The organism is Mesorhizobium sp. M1423, assembly GCF_040317575.1.
Classification (GTDB): Bacteria; Pseudomonadota; Alphaproteobacteria; order Rhizobiales; family Rhizobiaceae; genus Mesorhizobium.
The window spans coordinates 24,176-43,433 of record NZ_JAMYKU010000030.1; the positions used below are offsets into that span (position 1 = coordinate 24,176).

14 protein-coding genes are annotated in these 19,258 nt (G+C 62.7%); 8 read left to right on the top strand and 6 right to left on the bottom strand.

The genetic code is table 11. The features are described 5' to 3' along the window. Positions 1 to 19: 19 nt before the first annotated feature. Positions 20 to 409, bottom strand: coding sequence for an ANTAR domain-containing protein (locus tag NKG95_RS28180; RefSeq protein WP_156948085.1), 390 nt, complete (start codon positions 407 to 409; stop codon positions 20 to 22). A 474-nt stretch (positions 410 to 883) separates the two neighbouring features. Here NKG95_RS28180 and NKG95_RS28185 point away from each other — a divergent pair, with 474 nt between their 5' ends. After that, positions 884 to 1,303 carry a RidA family protein gene (locus tag NKG95_RS28185; protein WP_353043101.1) on the top strand — a complete coding sequence of 140 codons (420 nt, stop codon included), beginning with the start codon at positions 884 to 886 and terminating at the stop codon, positions 1,301 to 1,303. A gap of 58 nt (positions 1,304 to 1,361) precedes the next feature. Here the strand turns inward: NKG95_RS28185 and NKG95_RS28190 are convergent, their stop codons facing one another. Continuing rightward, a complete protein-coding gene (locus NKG95_RS28190; protein ID WP_023719402.1) occupies positions 1,362 to 1,604 on the bottom strand; it encodes an SMc00767 family acetate metabolism repressor in 243 nt (80 codons plus the stop codon). Between the two features lie 61 nt (positions 1,605 to 1,665). Further along, positions 1,666 to 2,955, bottom strand: coding sequence for an isocitrate lyase (gene aceA / locus NKG95_RS28195; protein ID WP_023719401.1), 1,290 nt, complete (start codon positions 2,953 to 2,955; stop codon positions 1,666 to 1,668). 238 nt (positions 2,956 to 3,193) lie between these two features. Between aceA and NKG95_RS28200 the strand changes: the two genes are divergently transcribed. Beyond that, positions 3,194 to 4,645 carry a helix-turn-helix domain-containing protein gene (locus tag NKG95_RS28200; protein WP_352482384.1) on the top strand — a complete coding sequence of 484 codons (1,452 nt, stop codon included), beginning with the start codon at positions 3,194 to 3,196 and terminating at the stop codon, positions 4,643 to 4,645. Between the two features lie 43 nt (positions 4,646 to 4,688). Here the strand turns inward: NKG95_RS28200 and NKG95_RS28205 are convergent, their stop codons facing one another. Then, positions 4,689 to 5,480, bottom strand: coding sequence for a class I SAM-dependent methyltransferase (locus NKG95_RS28205; protein ID WP_353043102.1), 792 nt, complete (start codon positions 5,478 to 5,480; stop codon positions 4,689 to 4,691). A 200-nt stretch (positions 5,481 to 5,680) separates the two neighbouring features. Here NKG95_RS28205 and NKG95_RS28210 point away from each other — a divergent pair, with 200 nt between their 5' ends. The 5 genes from NKG95_RS28210 to NKG95_RS28230 all read left to right on the top strand — a co-directional run bounded on the left by NKG95_RS28210 (position 5,681) and on the right by NKG95_RS28230 (position 11,086). After that, entirely contained in the window at positions 5,681 to 6,628 is a 948-nt protein-coding gene (locus NKG95_RS28210) for a DMT family transporter (protein WP_353043103.1), read from the top strand. Positions 6,629 to 6,980: 352 nt separating this feature from the next. Continuing rightward, positions 6,981 to 8,081, top strand: a complete 1,101-nt coding sequence (locus NKG95_RS28215) for a polyamine ABC transporter substrate-binding protein (RefSeq protein ID WP_353006862.1) — start codon at positions 6,981 to 6,983, stop codon at positions 8,079 to 8,081. A gap of 72 nt (positions 8,082 to 8,153) precedes the next feature. Further along, positions 8,154 to 9,293 carry an ABC transporter ATP-binding protein gene (locus tag NKG95_RS28220; RefSeq protein ID WP_353043104.1) on the top strand — a complete coding sequence of 380 codons (1,140 nt, stop codon included), beginning with the start codon at positions 8,154 to 8,156 and terminating at the stop codon, positions 9,291 to 9,293. A gap of 9 nt (positions 9,294 to 9,302) precedes the next feature. Then, entirely contained in the window at positions 9,303 to 10,271 is a 969-nt protein-coding gene (locus tag NKG95_RS28225) for an ABC transporter permease subunit (RefSeq protein WP_352547847.1), read from the top strand. After that, entirely contained in the window at positions 10,268 to 11,086 is an 819-nt protein-coding gene (locus NKG95_RS28230) for an ABC transporter permease (protein WP_353043105.1), read from the top strand. The genes NKG95_RS28225 and NKG95_RS28230 overlap by 4 nt, the downstream gene beginning before the upstream one ends. Before the next feature lie 11 nt (positions 11,087 to 11,097). Here the strand turns inward: NKG95_RS28230 and NKG95_RS28235 are convergent, their stop codons facing one another. After that, positions 11,098 to 12,948, bottom strand: a complete 1,851-nt coding sequence (locus NKG95_RS28235; protein WP_353043106.1) for an AsmA family protein — start codon at positions 12,946 to 12,948, stop codon at positions 11,098 to 11,100. A 182-nt stretch (positions 12,949 to 13,130) separates the two neighbouring features. Here NKG95_RS28235 and NKG95_RS28240 point away from each other — a divergent pair, with 182 nt between their 5' ends. Then, on the top strand, positions 13,131 to 15,089 hold the full coding sequence (locus NKG95_RS28240; RefSeq protein ID WP_353043107.1) for an acetoacetate--CoA ligase: 1,959 nt from the start codon (positions 13,131 to 13,133) through the stop codon (positions 15,087 to 15,089). A 272-nt stretch (positions 15,090 to 15,361) separates the two neighbouring features. On the opposite strand, the gene NKG95_RS28245 is transcribed toward NKG95_RS28240, so the two are convergent. Continuing rightward, the gene (locus NKG95_RS28245; protein WP_353043108.1) at positions 15,362 to 19,162 is read right to left on the bottom strand and encodes a PAS domain S-box protein; all 3,801 of its coding nucleotides are present in this window, start codon (positions 19,160 to 19,162) and stop codon (positions 15,362 to 15,364) included. Positions 19,163 to 19,258 lie beyond the last annotated feature (96 nt).

Here is a 19,258-nt window from a genome sequence, read left to right on the forward strand (position 1 = left end):
CGACGCGTCGCGGCAGAGGTCAGTTGCGGCCGAGCCCGACCAGCCGGTCGATCACAGGCTGCAGCCGTTCGGTGGTGATCGGCTTGACGACCACCGCATCGATGACGCTCGACAGGCCCAGGGTCTCCGGAGTGCCGGTCTTGACTGAGAGCAGGATCACCAACGGAAGCGATTTGCCTGACGCCCTTCGCAGCGCATCGATGCCCGACAGCAAGGCGTCGCAGTCACCGTTCTCCGCTCCGCCGTCGAGAACGACAGTGCCGGGAATCAGCGCGTGCAAGGCCTTTGCCGCGGTTTCGGGAGTTTCCGAGATCGGTTTGAGGCCGGACCGCTCAACGATCTTTGAAACCACGACCCGGTTGATCGGTGATTTTCCGACCACCAGCACCCGCGAGAAATCTGGGAGCATCCGCGTCTCCACGCCCCGGCTAACGAACGCCGCCTGCTTTGCAGTCTCGATTTCGCGATTCGCTGGGCACATGGCGGGGCAGGCCGTTGTTCAGTGTTTCAATGCAGGGTTGAAACTTGAGAGGTAATTGGCGTGAGATCGCTGCTCATGTCAAGCTGAAATGGCATATCAGGAGAATATCGCAAGAAACATTAAAATTAAAATTAAGTGCTTTTCTTTGCCGCCGCTCGAAAGGAGAAGTCGCCATTACAACTGGGCAGGCTTCAGCGAAGTTTGGCTGTGCAGCGCGAACGCATCAACTCGCAGCCGTAGCCGGATTGAAGCAGGTTGGATGAAGGCGAGGCAAGTCTGTCGCGAGCTTGTCGCATCGCCTCGCTGGACTATCCTTCCTCGTTGGCTAAGCACGTCTCTTTGAGCGACGGGAGATGACAATGGAACTCGTGACTCATAAGAAAATTTAAAAACGGCCGGTTGATGCCATGGGGAAAGGGTACGGTCGTTACCGGCGCAAAGGGGTTTGTCTACCTTTCCGGAAATACCGCGACGGCCGAGGACTACGATCCGATCGGCAAAAGCGGCGGCGGCGCCATTGGCGACGCGGCAGCACAGTGGCGCGCAGTTCTCACCAACATCAAATCAGATCTGGAGGAGCTTGGCAGCGCGCTCGAGCATCTCATCCGGCTGACCTTCTTTGTTAAGGGGCCATTTCCCGATGGCGGCGTTCTGAGCTCCCCCAATTTCCGCTTGGACGTCTTGGACGAATTCTTTGCGGTGCACTGCCCGAAGCACTGCAGCTACAACAACCCGCCGCCCTCGGAAGTTATTGGAGTTGCAGCGCTTGCTCAGTCTGATCTTGTCATTGAAATCGTTGCATTAGCAGCTCTGCCGGACTAGGCAGAGCCGCAGCCTGCGAGGTGCGATAGCATGCGTTGGCGCGGTGCGGTAGAATTCATTAGTCGTGGCTCCGCTGTGTGACGATGACCGGGATCAGCAGATCGCCCCAGTTGCCATCGCCGCCATGGTGACGTGCCGAGCGCACCAGTTCGACCGAGACGCCGGCCTCGACCGCCTTCATCACCGACTGATTGAGCCTGTGCAGATCGTTCGCCAACATGCGAATGGTCGCCTGCTGGTCGACATTCATGCTGGTGGCTTGCTCTTCGGCCCGTTCCTTGACGCGGCTTATCGATGCCATTGGTCTTCTCCTTGTGTTGTCATGCCCGTTTGGGCGTTCCCTCTGTTTGTCTGCTATTCCGCTATTCCGCTGCCGGCCTGAATTGGGCGTGCTCGGTCGATCCATGCATGGCCGTGGTCGAAGACTGGCCACCGGTGATCGCCATCGAGACGGCGTCGAAATAGCCGGTGCCGACCTCGCGTTGGTGCTTGGTGGCGGTGTAGCCATTGGCTTCCGCGGCGAATTCCGCCTGCTGCAGTTCCGAATAGGCCGCCATCTGCCGCTCCTTGTAGCCGCGGGCGAGCTCGAACATGCCGAAGTTGAGCTGGTGGAAACCGGCCAGCGTAATGAACTGGAACTTGTAACCCATGGCGCCGAGTTCCTTCTGGAACTTCGCAATCGTCGCGTCGTCGAGATTCTTCTTCCAGTTGAAAGACGGCGAGCAATTATAGGCAAGCAGCTTGCCGGGATGGTGCTTGCGCACACCCTCGGCAAACGTCCTGGCCTGCGCCAGATCGGGCTTGGAAGTCTCGCACCAGATCAGGTCCGCATAGGGCGCGTAGGCGACGGCGCGGGCGATGCAGGGCTCGATGCCATTGCTGACACGATAGAAGCCCTCCGCGGTGCGGCCGGCGCCATAATCGACGAAGGGCTGGTCGCGCTCATCGATGTCGGAGGTCAAGAGCTGTGCCGCTTCCGCATCGGTGCGGGCCACGACCAGCGTCGGCGTGCCCATGACGTCGGCGGCAAGCCGCGCAGCGTTGAGGTTGCGGATGTGTGCAGCGGTCGGGATCAGCACCTTGCCGCCGAGGTGGCCGCATTTCTTCTCCGAAGCCAGCTGGTCCTCGTAATGGACGCCGGCCGCACCCGCCTCGATGAATGCCTTCATGATCTCGAAGGCGTTGAGCGGCCCGCCGAAGCCGGCTTCGGCATCGGCGACGATCGGCGCGAACCAGGTGTCGACCGACAGCCCCTTGCCTTCGGAAGTCTCGATCTGGTCGGCGCGCTGCAAGGTGCGGTTTATGCGCTTGACCAGTTCGGGCGCCGCATTTGCGGGATAAAGCGACTGGTCCGGGTACATGGCGGAAGCGGTGTTGGCATCGGCGGCGACCTGCCATCCCGACAGATAGATCGCTTTCAGCCCGGCCCGCACCTGCTGCATTGCCTGGTTGCCCGACATGGCACCGAGCGCGTTGACGAAATCCTCTTCATGGATGAGCTGCCACAGCCGGTTTGCCCCCATTTCGGCGAGGCTCTGCCGAATCTGCACCGAGCCGCGCAGCCGTCTCACGTCCTCTGGCGAATACGGCCGTTCGATGCCATCGAAGCGCCCTTGGGGCGCCGACGGGACAAGGTTGTAAAAATCGGTCATTGGTCACTCCAGGCTGGCTTTAATGCCGGTTTCGGAAACGCCGTACAGAAGGAATATGTGCGCCGTGTGCGTGACATCACTTACATGTCGGCACTAGGCAAGCGAGACAAACTCCGAAATTGGCCATGACATAAGAGAAAACCTGTGTTGTGTTTGACTGATGAGAGCTGTAAATTTGTCATGATTGTAAACGCCGCCATGCCATCAGCGGATGTAAATTCTTGTCAAGGACAGTCGATTGGCCGACCATAAAATCTTTGCCGGGCCGCGCATTCGTCGCATCCGCAACGCCAAGGGCCTGACCCAGACGGCGATGGCCGAAGGGCTCGGCATCTCGCCGTCCTATCTCAATCTCATCGAGCGCAACCAACGGCCGTTGACGGTGCAACTGATCCTGAGACTGGCGTCCGTCTACAAGGTCGACCCACATGAATTGCAGGGCGAGGCGAGGGGTTCGGTCGCCGATTTGAAGGAAGTGTTTTCAGATCCGTTGCTGGCCGGCGAACTGCCAGGCGACCAGGAACTCATCGAGCTTGCCGAGGCGGCGCCCAACGCTTCCGCCGCTGTGATAAAGCTGTTTCGCGCCTATCGCGAGCAGGCCGCGCGGCTATCCGATCTCAACGAGCTGCTCGCGCGTGAGGGCAAAGCCACCGCACTCTCCGGTGCCCGGCTGCCGATCGACGAGGTGCATGAGATTTTCGAACGCCGGCCGAACCATTTTACCGCGCTCGAAGAGGAAGCCGAGGCATTCACGTCGGTGCTCGATCCCGGCGACGATCTGTTCAGTGCGTTGAAGGCCTGGCTGCGGCGTGAATTCGGCGTCGTCGTCAAGGTACTGCCGGTCGCCACCATGCCCAACTGGCGCCGTCGCTATGACCGTCACTCGCAGCGCCTGTTCCTGTCCGAGCGCCTGTCGCCATTCGATCAGCTGCGCGAGGTGGCTATGGAGGCCTGCCTGATCCGCATGAGCGTTGCTGTCGCTGTCGAGATCCAGGCGCTGAAGCTGGCCACGGACGAAGCCCGCCGGCTCGCCCGTTTCGAGCTCGGCCGCTATGCCGCGCACGCGCTGATGATGCCCTATCAGCCTTTTCACGCCGCTGCGGTCCGCGCCCGCTATGACATCGACATGTTGCGGTCGCGCTTCGGCGTTTCCTTCGAGCAAGCGGCGAACCGGCTGACCACGCTGCAGCGGCCGGGTGCGTCGGGCGTGCCATTCTTCATGCTCGAGGTCGACAGTGCCGGCAATCGCTTCCGCAAGGCGGGCAGCCACGGCTTTCCGCAAAGCCGCTTCGGCGGCGGCTGTCCGAAGCTGCCGGTCCATACCACCTTCGCCCAGCCCGGCCAGATCCTGGTCGAGGCCGTGGAAATGCCAGATGGTGCGGCGTTCCTCTGCATCGCCCGCACGCTCGAAGGCCCGCAGGGCTCGTTTGCCGAGCGACCGCGCCGCACCGCGCTGCTGCTCGGCTGCGACATCGGTTTTCGCGATGAGATCGTCTATGGAGCAGCGTTGCCGGGGCCGGCCGCCATCGGCAAGGCCGGACAGAACGCCACTGTGTCCGCGACGCCGGTCGGCCCTGCCTGCCGGCTGTGTGAACGCATCGGCTGCCTCGCCCGCGCCGAGCCACCGCTGACACGCCCGCTCGGCCTCGACGAGATGGTGACGGGACTGTCGGCGTTCGATTTTCAGTGACGGCAAACAGAGTTGCCGGGGATCGTGCCGCGGGCGCATTCTTCTATCGGCTACCGCTGCCTATCAGAACATCTATTTCAATCGTCAGCGGCTCTCCAGGGCTCGGCGAAGCTAGCCCGCGCCAGACCTCCTCGCGCACGATGTGCTTCATATCCGGAGGAAGCTGGACATACTCCTGACCGCTCAATGTTGCGCCCTTGGCGATGCCGCTGAAATAGTCGTCGAAGGACGAGAACTTGATGGGCCGCGTTTCGAGCTGGACGTCAATCTTTCGAAACCCGGCGCGATAGAGCAAATCATGCAAGCATGTGGCGTCGGGGACGGAGAAGAAGCGATTTAGCTTTTCAGCTTTCTCAGGGGCATGGCGGGCGATTACCGCACCTATTCTGGCGAACAACGAACGCTCTGGCGTCGTTGTCACGCTAACTGCAGTCCAGCCGTTGGGGCGCAGAACCCGGCGAAATCCCGAAAGCGCTCCAAGCTGGTCCGAGAAGAACATGAGCCCAAGCTGACAGGTCACTGTGTCGAACCGACGGTCCTCATAAGGAAGCGCGTGAGCGTCGAACGTAGCGAGGGTGATTGGCTGGTCTTTCAAATTGCGTTTGGCGGATTCGAGCATGGCCGGCGAGATGTCGCCGCCAATCACGGCGCCGGAAGGGCCTACAATGATGGCAGCGGCTTGCGCTGCCGCTCCGGTGCCCGTTGCGACGTCGAGCACGCGATGGCCAGGCGCAATCCGTGCTGCCTTCAGCAAGGACGGGATAAACGAGTTCGTCGCACGGGCGACCAACTCGTCATAGCCAATCGCCGCCGTTTTGTAGAATGGCTCATCCATGGGGGCGCCCTATACATCTGCAACTTACGTCGAGCATGGGGCGCCTGTCGATGAGGGCGTCTCCGTGGACCCTGTCGGTGCGCCAAATGGAACACGATGCTGGATCACGCCCGATCCCCATCTTTGCGTTACGCGATTAAGGCACGTTTCTGTCGTCCGCTTTGCATCGTGCTGCCCCGAAACCGCCGACAGTCGTAATCATGACCGACATATCATCACCGCAGATCGCCGTTTCGCCTCCGCGAAATGAGGAGCGTATCGGTTTCCTGCTGGTGTTCCTGTCGGCGCTGATGTGGAGCCTCGGCGGTACCATCGCCCGTTTCATCGATGCCGCCGACAGCTGGACGGTGGTGTTCTGGCGCTCGGTCTGGGCCGCCGCCTTCCTGCTCTGCTTCATGGTCTGGCGCGACGGCTGGCGTGGCACGCTGAAGCTGTTTCGCGACATGGGCCTGGCCGGCCTTGCGGTGGCGTTCTGCTTCGCCACGGCGTCGACCTCCTTCGTCGTGGCGCTTGCCTATACCACCGTCGCCAACATCCTGTTGATGCAGGCCGGTGTGCCGCTTCTGGCGGCGTTGTTTGCCTGGGCGCTGTTTCGCGAGCGGGTGGCCGTGGCGACCTGGCTGGCGATCGCCGCCGTCATTGCTGGTGTCGCCGTCATGGTCTCGGAATCGCTCGATGGCGCCGTATCGCCGATCGGCGATGGGCTGGCGCTGCTCATTGCCGTTATGTTCTCGATCGCAACCGTCATCACGCGCCGCTTTGCCCATGTGCGTATGACCCCGGCGACCTGCCTCGGCACGATGCTGGCGGCCGCCTTTGCGGCATCCCAGGCGTCGGCACTCGGCGTTTCCAGCCACGATATGGGCTTCCTCTTTGCCTTCGGCGTGGTCAATCTGGGGCTCGGCCTCGCCTTCTTCGCCACCGGCGCCCGGCTTGTTCCGGCGGCCGTCGCGGCGCTGCTCGGCACGTTCGAGCCGATCCTAGGCCCGATCTGGGTCTGGCTCATTCATTCCGAGGTGCCGTCGGCGCGTACCATCGTCGGCGGTGCGGTTGTCGTCACGGCACTCCTCGTCCATATCGGGCTCGAATTCAAGCGCCAGACGCGGCCGCAACGGGCGGGCGTCACCGGTGTGCCTTCGCCTAATTGATGCAGCGCGCGCGCCAAAGCGAGATGGACCATTGACAATGTCGCAGCCGCGCGGGCAGGCTGCGATCACGGCAACAACAAGACAGGCGTATCTTGCCAAGTCTCCATGCCGGCTGCATCGAGGCCGGACAACATCGTCGTCTCCCTGCGCGCGCCGTAGCGAAAGCTTCTGACGGCGCCGCAACACCACCAACGCCACGCCAAGTCTTCACTGTCGCCTCGTCGCCGAACCATAATGGCGCCGGCAATTCGCGCTTGTCGCCTGCCTGCAAGCTCAATACCCTGAAGCAAATGCCCAGCCGGGCGCACGCCGCGACGAGCTGGCGACGGAACACTCATCAAAGGAGAATAGCATGACCCGCAAAGCGCTCTGGCTTTCGGCGACTTCGGCGTTTCTGGCAGTTTTCACCTTGGGCGCGCATGCCGAGGACCGTGTCGTCAACGTCTTCAACTGGTCGGACTATATCGACAGTTCGATCATCGACGACTTCACCAAGGAAACCGGCATCAAGGTCGTCTACGACACCTATGATTCCAACGAAATTCTCGAAACCAAGCTGCTTGCCGGTGGTAGCGGCTACGATGTCGTGGTGCCGACGGCAAGCCCGTTCCTGGCCCGTCAAATCCAGGCCGGGGTATATCAGAAGCTGGACAAGTCGAAGCTGCCCAACCTTTCCAATATGTGGAACGTGGTGATGGAGCGAGTTGCGAAGTTCGACCCCGGCAACGAATACTCGGTTAACTACATGTGGGGGACCACAGGCATTGGCTACAACACCGAGAAAGTGAAGGAAGCCCTCGGCGTCGACAAGATCGACAGCTGGGATGCGGTCCTGAAGCCGGAGAATATCGCCAAGCTCGCCAATTGTGGCGTGTACTTCCTGGATTCGCCTACAGACATTTTTCCGACTGTGCTGAACTATCTTGGCCTCAAGCCTGACTCGACCTCTCCTGACGACCTTGCCAAGGCCACAGACCTCATGCTGAGCATCCGGCCTTCTATCCGCAAATTCCATTCGTCGGAATACATCAACGCGCTCGCCAATGGCGACATCTGCGTGGCTGTCGGATTTTCGGGGGATCTCTTCCAGGCCCGCGACCGTGCGGCGGAAGCGAAAAAGGGGGTCGACATCGCCTACACGATTCCAAAGGAAGGTGCGGAAATGTGGTTCGACGAAATGGCGATCCCGGCCGATGCACCGCATGTCGCCGAGGCACACGAATTTCTGAACTACATGATGAGACCAGAAGTTATTGCCAAATCCACCAACTTTGTCTTCTACGCCAATGGCAACAAGGCCTCTCAGCCGCTCGTCAGCAAGGAGATCCTTGATGACCCGGGCATTTATCCAGATGACTCGACGCTGGCCAAGCTGTTCACTGTCGGTCCATATGATCCCAAGACGCAACGTCTCGTCACCAGGTCGTGGACCAAGGTCATCACGGGACAATAGTGATCTGACGCGACCCCGGTGGCTGGCTGCCGGGGTCGTTTTTCAGGGGCAGAATCAGGCACGGAGTGGGACATGAAATCGCTTGGCAGCATCCGCAGGGATTTCGCGCCATGGAATGATCCGAATGCCAAGCCATACATTCAGTTCGACAACGTCACCAAGAAGTTCGGCGACTTCACTGCCGTCAACAATCTGTCGCTGACCATCTTCGAACGCGAATTCTTTGCCCTGCTCGGGGCCTCAGGCTGCGGGAAATCGACGCTGCTCAGGATGCTTGCCGGCTTCGAGGAGCCGACCGCCGGCCGTATCCTGCTCGATGGCCAGGATCTGCGCGGCATCCCGCCATATCGGCGGCCGGTCAACATGATGTTCCAGTCCTACGCCTTGTTTCCGCACATGACGGTCGAGAACAACATCGCGTTCGGCCTCAAGCAGGAAGGCATGGCCAAGGCCGATATCGACAAGCGCGTCGCCGACATGCTGAAGCTGGTCAAGCTCGAGCAGTTCGCCAAACGCAAGCCGCACCAATTGTCGGGCGGCCAGCGCCAGCGTGTCGCACTGGCCCGCTCGGTGGCCAAGCGGCCGAAAGTCCTGCTGCTCGATGAGCCGCTTGGCGCACTGGACAAGAAGCTGCGCGAGGAAACCCAGTTCGAGCTGATGGACCTGCAGCAGAACCTTGGCCTCACCTTCGTCGTCGTCACCCATGACCAGGAAGAGGCGATGACGATGGCCGACCGCATCGCCATCATCGACAAGGGCGAGGTGATGCAGGTGGCGACGCCGGCCGAGGTCTACGAGGCGCCGGGTTCCCGCTTCGTCGCCGGCTTCGTCGGCAATGTGAATATGTTCGACGGCAAGATCGCGGCTGGCGAGGCCGGCAGCGCAAGCATCGACGCCGGCAACGGCATCACCATCCGCACCGAAAATGCCGGCCGTGCCGCCGCCGGAACGTCCGTTACCTTTGCTATCAGGCCGGAGAAGATCAAGGTTTCCTCCACGAAACCGGCTGGTGCCGTCAACGCCATCGAGGGCGAGGTCTACGACATCGCCTATCTCGGTGACATGACCGTCTATCACGTCAGGCTGGATGACGGTCAGGTGGTGCGGGCAAGTACCATGAACGCGGCACGCATCACCGAGGATCCGCTGACCTGGAACGACCGCGCCTGGGTTTCCTTCCGACCCGACGCCGGCGTCGTGCTGACACGGTAGGGACTGATCATGTCCGCTGTCACCGCCGCAACAAGCTCCTCGGCAAGCGCTGCCGGCAAATCCGCCTTGGCCAGGCTGGGAGCGGCTTTGCTTAGCCGTCTCGTCATCATCATCCCCTACCTTTGGCTGCTGTTCTTCTTTCTCGTCCCCTTCATCATCGTCTTTAAGATTTCGCTGTCGCAGACCGCGATAGCCATGCCGCCCTACACGCCGGTGCTCGATTTCCGCGACGGCGTTTCCGGGGTTGTCGCGTGGTTTGGCGCGCTCAATTTTGACAACTACATCTGGCTGACGCAGGACGCGCTCTACTTCAACGCCTATGTGACGAGCGTCATCGTCGCCGCCATCTCGACGGTCCTGACGTTGGTGATCGGTTATCCCATCGCCTATGGCATGGCACGCGCTCCGGCGACGATCCGCCCGACCTTGCTGATGCTGGTGATCCTGCCGTTCTGGACCTCGTTCCTGATCCGTGTCTACGCCTGGATAGGCATTCTCAAGCCCGAGGGCCTGCTCAACGAGCTGCTGCTCGCCACTGGCATCATCAGCCATCGGCTGATCATCCTCAACACCTACACGGCGATCTTCATTGGCATCGTCTACTCCTATCTGCCGTTCATGGTCCTGCCGCTCTATTCGGCATTGGAGAAGATGGACAATTCGCTGATCGAGGCCGCCAAGGATCTCGGCTGCCCGCCGACCAGCGCCTTCTGGAAGATCACCTTCCCGCTGTCGCTGCCCGGCGTCATCGCCGGCTGCCTGCTGGTGTTCATTCCCGCCGTCGGCGAGTTTGTCATCCCCGATCTGCTCGGCGGCTCGCAGACACTGATGATCGGCAGGACGCTGTGGAGCGAATTCTTCGGCAACCGCGACTGGCCGGTGTCGTCTGCCGTTGCCGTCATCTTGCTGCTGCTGCTGATCGTGCCGATCATGCTCTTCCAGCGAGCCCAGGCGCGTGCCCAGGAGCAGGACCTATGAACGCTACCTGGAGCCGCTTCAACATCGTTTCGATCGTGCTCGGCTTTGCCTTTCTCTACCTGCCGATCGTCCTGCTCGTCGTGTTCTCTTTCAACGAGTCGAAGCTGGTCACCGTCTGGGGCGGCTTCTCGACGAAATGGTACGTGTCGCTGTTCCACAATCAGGGTCTGATGGACGCCACCTGGGTGACGGCGCGCGTCGGCGTCATCTCGGCCACCGTGGCGACCGTGCTCGGCACTCTGGCGGCGCTCACCCTGACGCGCTACACGCGCTTTCGCGGCCGGCTGCTGTTTTCCGGCATGGTGTTTGCGCCGCTGGTCATGCCGGAAGTCATCACCGGCCTGTCGCTATTGCTGCTCTTCGTCGCTGTCGGCTTCGACCGCGGCTTTATCACGGTGACGCTTGCCCACACCACGCTGACCATGTGCTTCGTCGCTGTGGTGGTCCAATCGCGCCTGATCACGTTCGATCGTTCGCTGGAAGAAGCCGCGATGGATCTCGGTGCGCCGCCGGTAAGGACCTTCTTCCAGATCACGCTGCCGGTCATCATGCCGGCGATCGTCTCTGGCTGGATGCTGGCCTTCACGCTCTCGCTCGACGACCTGGTTATTGCCAGCTTCACCTCGGGGCCTGGCGCCACGACGCTGCCGATGAAGATCTACAGCCAGGTCCGCCTTGGCGTGACGCCGGAAATCAACGCGGCGTGCACCATTCTGATCGCGGTCGTCGCAGTTGGCGTGATCATCGCTTCGCTCGCAAACAAACGCCGCGAGGTGCAGCGGCAGCGCGACGAGCAGGCGGCGCAGCGAGGTTGAGTTCCTGCTGCTTACTCGCCTGAAACACCGCGACTTATCGGCGAGATGAACGGCGTGCTCCAGGTGCCGCCGACGAAGAACGACGACTGCTGGGGCGCTTGGCCGTTCGTCTGCGTGGCAGCCTGGCTCGGCTGGACGATGCCGCCGGACAGCGCCAGCCCGCGTCCGGCATAGGATGCGATGCCGGAAAGCCAGATCTTGTATTGCGCGGAATTCACCTCGGCCTTGTCGATGCGCGCCACGCCGTTCGAAACGCTCGCCTTGAGCTCGGCCCCGTCGATCGGCAGCGTTCCGTCCGAGACGTCGTCGAGCGCGAAGAATCCGCCCTGTTCGGTGTGCTTGAGGAACGCCGGCAGGTTAAGCCGGCTCAGCGCACCCGCGCCGAAGGTCGCGGACAGCGAGCCATTGGCGTTTTCGAAAATGGAGTCCCAGGTTCTGCCCGGCCCCTTGAGGATGACCGAAACGGTTCCGGTGCCGATCGGCACCAGCCGCGTCATCCCGGCCGCGGTGCCGAAAGCGCCGCCGTCGATGTCGGAAGCAAGCAGCCGGATCTCGACTTCCGTGCCGGCGGGCTTGCGGTCGAAACGGACGCTGCTTTGGACGTTGCCGCCAAAGGCGGATGCATCGGAGATGTCGAAGACGGCGAGGCCGTTCTTGACCTGGGCGGTGGCGGCGACGTCGGCAAGCTGGATTGCACCTGCCGTGGCATGCGCGGCGGACAGCCTGAGATCGAGATTGATCCGGTCGGCGAAGCTTGTGTCGATCTCGCCCGGACCGGCGGCGCCGGCGGATGGTACGGGGGTAAAGGCGGAGAGAAACGATCTGAGGTCGAGCGTATCGAAGGCAAGTGTGCCGGAGATCACCGGCAGTGCCTCGCCGTAGGTGAAGTCCAGCGCGCCCATTCCAGGGTTGTTGTCGAGGGTCAGGGCCGTATTTTCGAATTTGATGCGCCCGGCCGTCGCGGTGATCTTGCTTGAAACCGAGATCGAGCCGATTGCCGCACCGGGCGCGATGCCGGCCTGCGACCATTCGAGCACGCGTCGCAGCGAAGGTGCGGCAAATTTTGCCTGGCCGTCGAAATAGCCGTTCTCCGACATGCTGGCCAGCCCGTCGAAGGAAAAGCTGGCCGGCGCCGCCTTGAAGGAAAGCGTGACCGGTGCTGCGCCGCCGCCAAACAGCACAAGCGGGTTCGGCGATGCGGCGTCGACGGAAACGCTTTCGCCGCGCCATATCCCGGTTGCCGACAGCGTCGCATTGCTGTTCATCGCGGCCCAATTCGCCTGGCCGCTCAGGCTGCTCAATATCTCCTGGTCCTTGCCGCCGATGGCGGCGACCACGCGGCCGTCCCTGAACTCGACTGTGCCGAACGGATCTGCCGGCAGCTTGCCGAGATCCGGCTTGGCGGGATTTGTGTTGATCACCGCGCGGGCAGCATCGATCGAACGCGTAATGCGCCCGCCGCTCGGAATCGCAGGCAGGAAAAACCCGCTCGCGGTACGCTGAACCCTGATCGTCGGTCGCACCAGCCGCGCAGTCGAAAACACCACGTCGCCACGCAGCGCCGCCATGGCCGAGAGGTCGACCTCGACCCGCTCGGCCTCGATCACAGGCGGTGCATCCGTCTCTGTCCATTGCGACAGCGTCACGTCGCTCAGGATCGCCCGGAAATTCGGCCAGACCTCGATGCGCGGCGCGCCATCGATGGTGACCCTGAAACCGCTCCAGGCGCTCATTTCCCACGCGATGCGGTCACGCACGATACGGGTCGAGGCGATCAACGGCAAGGCTGCGACAACCAGCGCGATGACGATGACGGCTGCGCCGATCGCCCATATTCCGCGTCGGATCAAAGGTGATGGCATATCGCCCCGTATGCTTCCATTCCGACAAAATCGCCCGACGGGTGTAACCGACGGCTGACGCATTTCAAGTCTTTATGGCCCGGCGATGGCATTTGCGCACACCCTGACCGGCGCGGTCCAACAAAATCTTGCTCTGCTGCATCGCGATATGCATAAGCGATGCAGCCTGCGGAGGAACAATGATGGCTGACGACGCACCGCTCTGGATGCCGACGCAAGAGCAGATCGACGCAGCGCCGATGACCGCCTTTATGAACGCTGCGGCGAGCAGGGCCGGCAAGGCTTTCTCCTCCTATGCCGACCTGCATCGCTGGTCGATCGATGACCGCGAGATCTTCTGGAGCCTGGTCTGGGACTTTTGCGGCATCGTCGGCGACAAGGGCGAACGCGTGCTGGTCGATGGCGACAAGATGCCCGGCGCGACCTTCTTCCCTGACGCGAAGCTGAACTTCGCCGAGAATCTTCTGAAGAAAACCGGGCTTGGCGACGCAGTCGTCTTTCGCGGCGAGGACAAGGTCGAGCGGCGGCAGTCCTGGAACGAGCTGCATGCGCTGACCTCGCGCCTGCAACAGCTCTTCCTGTCGCTCAAGGTGAAGAAGGGCGACCGCATCGCCGCGATGATGCCGAACATGCCGGAGACCGTTGCGGCGATGCTGGCTGCCGCCTCGATCGGCGCCGTCTGGTCGTCCTGCTCCCCCGATTTCGGCGAGCAGGGTGTTCTCGACCGGTTCGGCCAGATCGAGCCTGTCGTCTTCATCGCGCCGGACGGCTACTGGTACAATGGCAAGGCGATCGAAGTCGCCGACAAGATCGCGGCTGTGGTGGCGAAGCTCGCCACCGTGCGCAAAGTCCTGATCGTCGATTATCTCGGCACGTCGACCGACGTCGCGGCAACCATCGGCAAGGCGGCTGCGCTGGAGGAGGCGCTGTCACCCTTTGCCGCCAGGCCTGTCAGTTATGAAAGGCTGCCGTTTTCGCATCCGCTCTACATCCTGTTTTCGTCAGGCACGACCGGCATCCCCAAATGCATCGTCCATTCAGCCGGCGGAACGCTGATCCAGCACGTCAAGGAAGAGCGGCTGCATGCCGGCCTGCTCGACGGCGATCGCTTCTTCTATTTCACCACCTGCGGCTGGATGATGTGGAACTGGCTGGTGTCGGGCCTGGCGTCGGGCGCCACCTTGCTGCTCTATGACGGCTCGCCTTTCTACCCGGACGGCAATGCGCTGTTCGACTTCGCCGATGCCGAGAAGATGACCTACTTCGGCACCTCGGCCAAATTCATCGATTCCGTGCGCAAGGCCGGCCTGAAGCCGATCCACACGCATGATCTTTCCAGTGCGCGCACCATCTCCTCGACCGGCTCGCCGCTGTCGCCGGAAGATTTCCGTTTCGTCTATGAAGGCATCAAGAAGGACGTGCATCTCGCCTCGATCTCCGGCGGCACCGATATCGTCTCCTGCTTCGTGCTCGGCGTGCCGATCGAACCGGTATGGCCCGGCGAGATCCAGGGACCCGGCCTCGGCCTTGCCGTCGACGTCTGGGACGATGATGGCCGTCCGCTTCGCCAGGAGAAGGGGGAGCTCGTCTGCACCAAGCCGTTTCCGGCAATGCCGATCGGCTTCTGGAACGACCCTGACGGCAAGAAATACGAGGCCGCCTATTTCGAGCGCTTCGACAATGTCTGGTGCCACGGCGATTTCGCCGAATGGACCGCCCATGGCGGGCTGATCATCCATGGCCGTTCCGACGCCACGCTCAATCCGGGCGGTGTCAGGATCGGCACGGCGGAAATCTACAATCAGGTCGAGCAGATGCCGGAAATCCTCGAAGCGCTATGCATCGGCCAGGATTTCGACAATGACGTGCGTGTCGTGCTGTTCGTGCGGCTGGCTGCCGGCGTTGAGCTCGATGCCGAGCTGGAAAAACGCATCCGCGCGAAAATCCGCACCGGGGCGAGCCCGCGCCATGTGCCGGCCAAGATCGTCGCCGTCAGCGATATTCCGCGCACCAAATCGGGCAAGATCACCGAGCTCGCGGTCCGCGACATGGTGCATGGCCGCGCCATCAAGAACAAGGAAGCGCTCGCCAATCCCGAAGCGCTCGAGCTGTTCCGCAATCTGCCGCAGCTTGCCGACTGAGCATGAAGCCCGGGCTGGAACCGGGTCATGGTTAACGAAATGTCTCCGCGGAATTTACCTAGATTTCATGAGTGGTACACATTGGTAAATTTTCCGGCGTGCCGGTAAGGATTTGTTAAGGCCCGGCATCGATAGTCGTGCGTAACTTGAGGGAGAAATCCCGTTCCTCTTAGCCCCCAGAGGATCTGATTCGCTCAAGCCCCCGTTGTGACAGCAATTCTATCATTCAAGGCGTCCCATTGGACGCCTTTTTTCTTTGCGCAGCCATAGACCTAACCGGCCAGCACGCGGGTCGAGGGGAAGGCGACTTCGACCAGGGTTCCCTCGCCGGGCGTCGAGTTGATGGTGAACCGGGCACGGTTCGCTTCGACCATCGCCTTCGTCAGCGGCAGCCCGAGACCGGTGCCGTCGCCGCGGCCGCGCTTCAGCGCGTTGATCTGCTTGAACGGCTTCAGCGCCTGCTCGATCTCGGACTGGCTCATGCCGATGCCGGTATCGCGCACGCGCATGACGACGTCGCCGGAGAGCTCATAGGCCGTCGACACGATCACCTGGCCGCCGGCCTGCGTGTAGCGGACGGCGTTCGACAAGATGTTGAGCGCGATCTGCCGCACGCTGCGCAGATCGGCCACCACTTCCGGCAGTCGCGAGGCGAAGCTGGAGCGGATGATGACGCGTTCCCGGTTGGCTTGCGGCTGCATCATCGCCACGGTCTCGGCCAGCGTGTCGTTGAGCGACACCGCCTCATAAGCCATCTCCTGCTGACCGGCCTCGATTTTCGAAATGTCGAGCAGGTCGTTGACCAGATCGAGCACGTGGTTGCCCGAACGGTTGATGTCGCGCAGATAGTCGCGATAGCGGTCATTGGCCACCGGCCCGAATTTCTCGTCCACCATCAGCTCGGAAAAGCCGATGATGGCGTTGAGCGGCGTGCGGATCTCGTGGCTGATGCGGGCCAGGAAATCCGTCTTCTGCGACGAGGCGCGTTCGGCGACCGCGCGCGCCTGGGTCAGGTCCTCTTCGGCGCGCTTCCACTGGGTAATGTCGCGCACCACCGCGCAGAAGCCGCTGTCGTTGGGCAGTCTGCCGATGGTCATGAACAGTGGGATGAAGCGCCCCTGCGCCTCGCGTCCGATCACCTCGCGGCCATCGTTCATCACGCTTGCAACGCCGGGCTCCGACAGCCCCTCGAGATAGTCACGCGCCGCGCGCTGGCTTTCGATCGCAAACAGCGAGATGAACGGTTTGCCGGTCACCTCGTCGCTGTCGAAGCCGAACAGCGCTTCCGCCGGACGGCTAATTGAACGGATCGTTCCGTTACGGCCGATCAGCACGACGCCGTCGGTGGCGGTATCGATGATGGTGCGCATTTCGGCGATGCGCGCCTTGAGCTCGGAAACATCCGGCCGCGTTTGATCGTCGGCGGCGCCATGTGGAATGGCTGCTGCTTCGTCGTCGCCGGAACGGCGTACGACCAGCATCAGCGCCTTGCCGCTCCCCCAGGGGACGGAGCGTAAAATCGCGTCGATCGGAAATTCCTGACCGTCGCGCGTCTTCAGCCGTAGAGCGCGGTCGCTACCGTCCGAACTGCCGTTGTCGGCATAAGGATCGGCAAACAGCGCGCCGAGCCCGCCGGCCTCGTCCAGCGCGTCGAGCGTCGCATAACCGGTCAGGCCAAGGAATTCCTCGTTCGCGTAGTGCAGCTGGTCGCCGGAATGGATAAGCACCGGCACTGGCAGCTTGCCGAGGATCGAGGTATCCGGCCCCTTGTTGTCCTCTCCGGCAAACGCCGACGGCACGAAGCCGTCGAGTTTGAGCGGTGGTGCCAGCGGCCGCCCGATGGGCGGCACCTGGCCGGCAACGTCGGCTGCGGCTGTGCTGTCCTCGGACCAATCCTCGCTGTCCTCGGCGTCACGGAAATCTTCGGCCGTCATGCTGTCGTCGTCGCCATCCTGCGGCGCTTCGGCGACGATCGTTCGACGGTTCGTGCTGGGCTCAACGCCTTCCTGCGCTTCATCGCTGGGTTCGCGGTCGGCATAGTCGAGCAGCGATCCGGAAACAGGGCGTGTGACGGGTTCGCCGGCTTGCGCCTCTGCTGCCGTCTCGTCGGGTTGCTCGCCGTCGAGCCGGGCAAGATCGTTCTGGTCCTCGGCATCGGCCTCGGGCGGTTCGGCCGCCTCGCTTTCCGGACTTGGCGCCGGCATTTCACCCTTGTCCGTCGGACCGGCTTTTTTCAGCTTTGGTTCGTCGGCCTTGCCGGCTGCCTCAACTTTGGTCGCGGTCTCCGCAGCCGGCTTTGGCTTCTCGGCGCTGGGCTGTTCGTCTACCGGCTTTTCGGCCGGGGTGCTGTCCTTCTTGAGACGCTCGCCAATCTCGCGAAACGCGCTGCGTTCCAGCGTCGACAGGCCCTTGTCGTTGGCCGGCTGCCGGTGCTCGGCCAGCCGGATCACCTTGTCGGCAAAGCGCCGCTCGGGCTTTGGCACGATGGTCAACGCCGGCACTTCGCCCCGGAACGGATCGGCGGCTTTCGGTGTCTCGGGGGCAGGTTCAACGGCTTCGGGCCCGACCGCGGCAGGCTTCTCCTCGGCGACAAGGGCCATGCCGGCCGCGTCGGGATCGATCACCGCATCGCTGCTGCGGGCGACGCCGAAACCGCGAAAACCTTCGAAAACGCGGCTGCGGCTGTAAACCGGGAGCGCCGCCAGATCGACGGGTATCTTCAGATCGGTGCCGGCGACCGGCCACAGCACGGAGCGGCCGGACCAGGTGTCGCGCCGTTCGAGCAGGCCGGCGATCTCGCCTGAAGGATCGAGGCCGTAGGCGGCTGAAACGTCCTCGAAGCGGCGGCCGCTCACGTCGGCTGCGGGCTTGCCAACGAGTTCGGCAAATTCCGGCGACAGGGCACTGAACCGGCCCTCTGCGTCGGTACGCCAGACGAAACGCATGGGCGCGGCCGTACGATCAATCGCGGGGCCGCGGCCTTGGGCCCGGGAAGCGGCTTTGATCGCTTGTGTGGCGCTTTCCTGCGGGGCGTCCAGACCGGCCGGCGAAGCGGCGGGGCTGGCTGGTGTCTCGGCTTCGCCGAACACACCTGCCCCGGGCGGGACCTGCGTGTCGTCGCCCGCATTGAAGTACCAATGGTCATGCTGCGTCGGCGTTTCGCCAGCCGTGTGCTGATTGTCGGCCCCCGAAACCTGCTTGGCTGTGTCGGCAGGCTCGTGCTCCGCCGATGCGGAGCTGCCTTCGATCGCCGCAAGGTCGATCTCCGCCGCGCCGGTGGTGGTGATTGGCGGCTCGGCGATTGGCTGCTCGTTGTCCTGGTCCGTTGGTTGGGGAAGACCGCTCGGCGCCGCTGCTGCCTCGCTGCCGGGTTCCGCGACGGCGCGCTCGCCAACAGGGGCCTCGCCGTCAAGCCGGTCCTCGTCGATCACCACCAGCAGGTGCCGCTCGTCCGTCAGACGGGCAAGGCCCGCCGGATAGGAGCTGGATCCGCCCGGAACCAGGCGCTTGACGATGCGGTCGCTGTCGTTCGCCACGTCGGCGACAAGCGCGGCCAGCGTCTCAGGCCGGATGCCGAGCGACGAAAAGCCGTCCGACGCGGCGTCGATATTGCCCTTGGCATCGACAAAGGCGATGTAGTGGCCGTCTTCGGTAAAGCCGCTGATGGCGCGATCGGCGATCTCGGCCGCGCTGCGCGAGCCGGTCTGCGCCGCCGGCAACGCCAGCATGATTGCTTCCTCGCCATCGGGCATGGTCACCGCGCTGGCCAGGAAACCAACCGCGCGGCTGGTCAGCCCGGTAGCCAGGCGGACCGTGATGGCACGGTCGCGGCCGATCCGCGGAAAACCGCTGGTTGCCATGATCTGGCGCCTGGCGATCAGCGGCAATCCTGCCGAAGCGCCGATGATGGCTCCGATGTCCGGATAGCCGAATACCGCCGCGCCGGGGCCGTTGGCCCATATCACCTGCTCGAGATCTGCCGACAGAATGGCGATCGCGTCGCCGGCGGCGAACCGCAGGCGGACCGCGTCGAGCACGGCAACATCGAGGAAGGAGTAGTTTTCAGCCGGCATGCGCTTGGCGACCCTCACAGAGCGGGCAATTTGCGGTTAACGCTTTGTTAATAAAAGCCGACGGCGCGAAGGTCCACAAGTCATAGCGTGCAACCA

Coding starts and splice junctions, on each gene's coding strand:
- NKG95_RS28180 (WP_156948085.1), bottom strand. CDS start 409: ATGCTCCCAGATTTCTCGCGGGTGCTGGTGGTCGGAAAATCACCGATC.
- NKG95_RS28185 (WP_353043101.1), top strand. CDS start 884: ATGCCATGGGGAAAGGGTACGGTCGTTACCGGCGCAAAGGGGTTTGTC.
- NKG95_RS28190 (WP_023719402.1), bottom strand. CDS start 1,604: ATGGCATCGATAAGCCGCGTCAAGGAACGGGCCGAAGAGCAAGCCACC.
- aceA (WP_023719401.1), bottom strand. CDS start 2,955: ATGACCGATTTTTACAACCTTGTCCCGTCGGCGCCCCAAGGGCGCTTC.
- NKG95_RS28205 (WP_353043102.1), bottom strand. CDS start 5,480: ATGGATGAGCCATTCTACAAAACGGCGGCGATTGGCTATGACGAGTTG.
- NKG95_RS28210 (WP_353043103.1), top strand. CDS start 5,681: ATGACCGACATATCATCACCGCAGATCGCCGTTTCGCCTCCGCGAAAT.
- NKG95_RS28215 (WP_353006862.1), top strand. CDS start 6,981: ATGACCCGCAAAGCGCTCTGGCTTTCGGCGACTTCGGCGTTTCTGGCA.
- NKG95_RS28220 (WP_353043104.1), top strand. CDS start 8,154: ATGAAATCGCTTGGCAGCATCCGCAGGGATTTCGCGCCATGGAATGAT.
- NKG95_RS28225 (WP_352547847.1), top strand. CDS start 9,303: ATGTCCGCTGTCACCGCCGCAACAAGCTCCTCGGCAAGCGCTGCCGGC.
- NKG95_RS28230 (WP_353043105.1), top strand. CDS start 10,268: ATGAACGCTACCTGGAGCCGCTTCAACATCGTTTCGATCGTGCTCGGC.
- NKG95_RS28235 (WP_353043106.1), bottom strand. CDS start 12,948: ATGCCATCACCTTTGATCCGACGCGGAATATGGGCGATCGGCGCAGCC.
- NKG95_RS28240 (WP_353043107.1), top strand. CDS start 13,131: ATGGCTGACGACGCACCGCTCTGGATGCCGACGCAAGAGCAGATCGAC.
- NKG95_RS28245 (WP_353043108.1), bottom strand. CDS start 19,162: ATGCCGGCTGAAAACTACTCCTTCCTCGATGTTGCCGTGCTCGACGCG.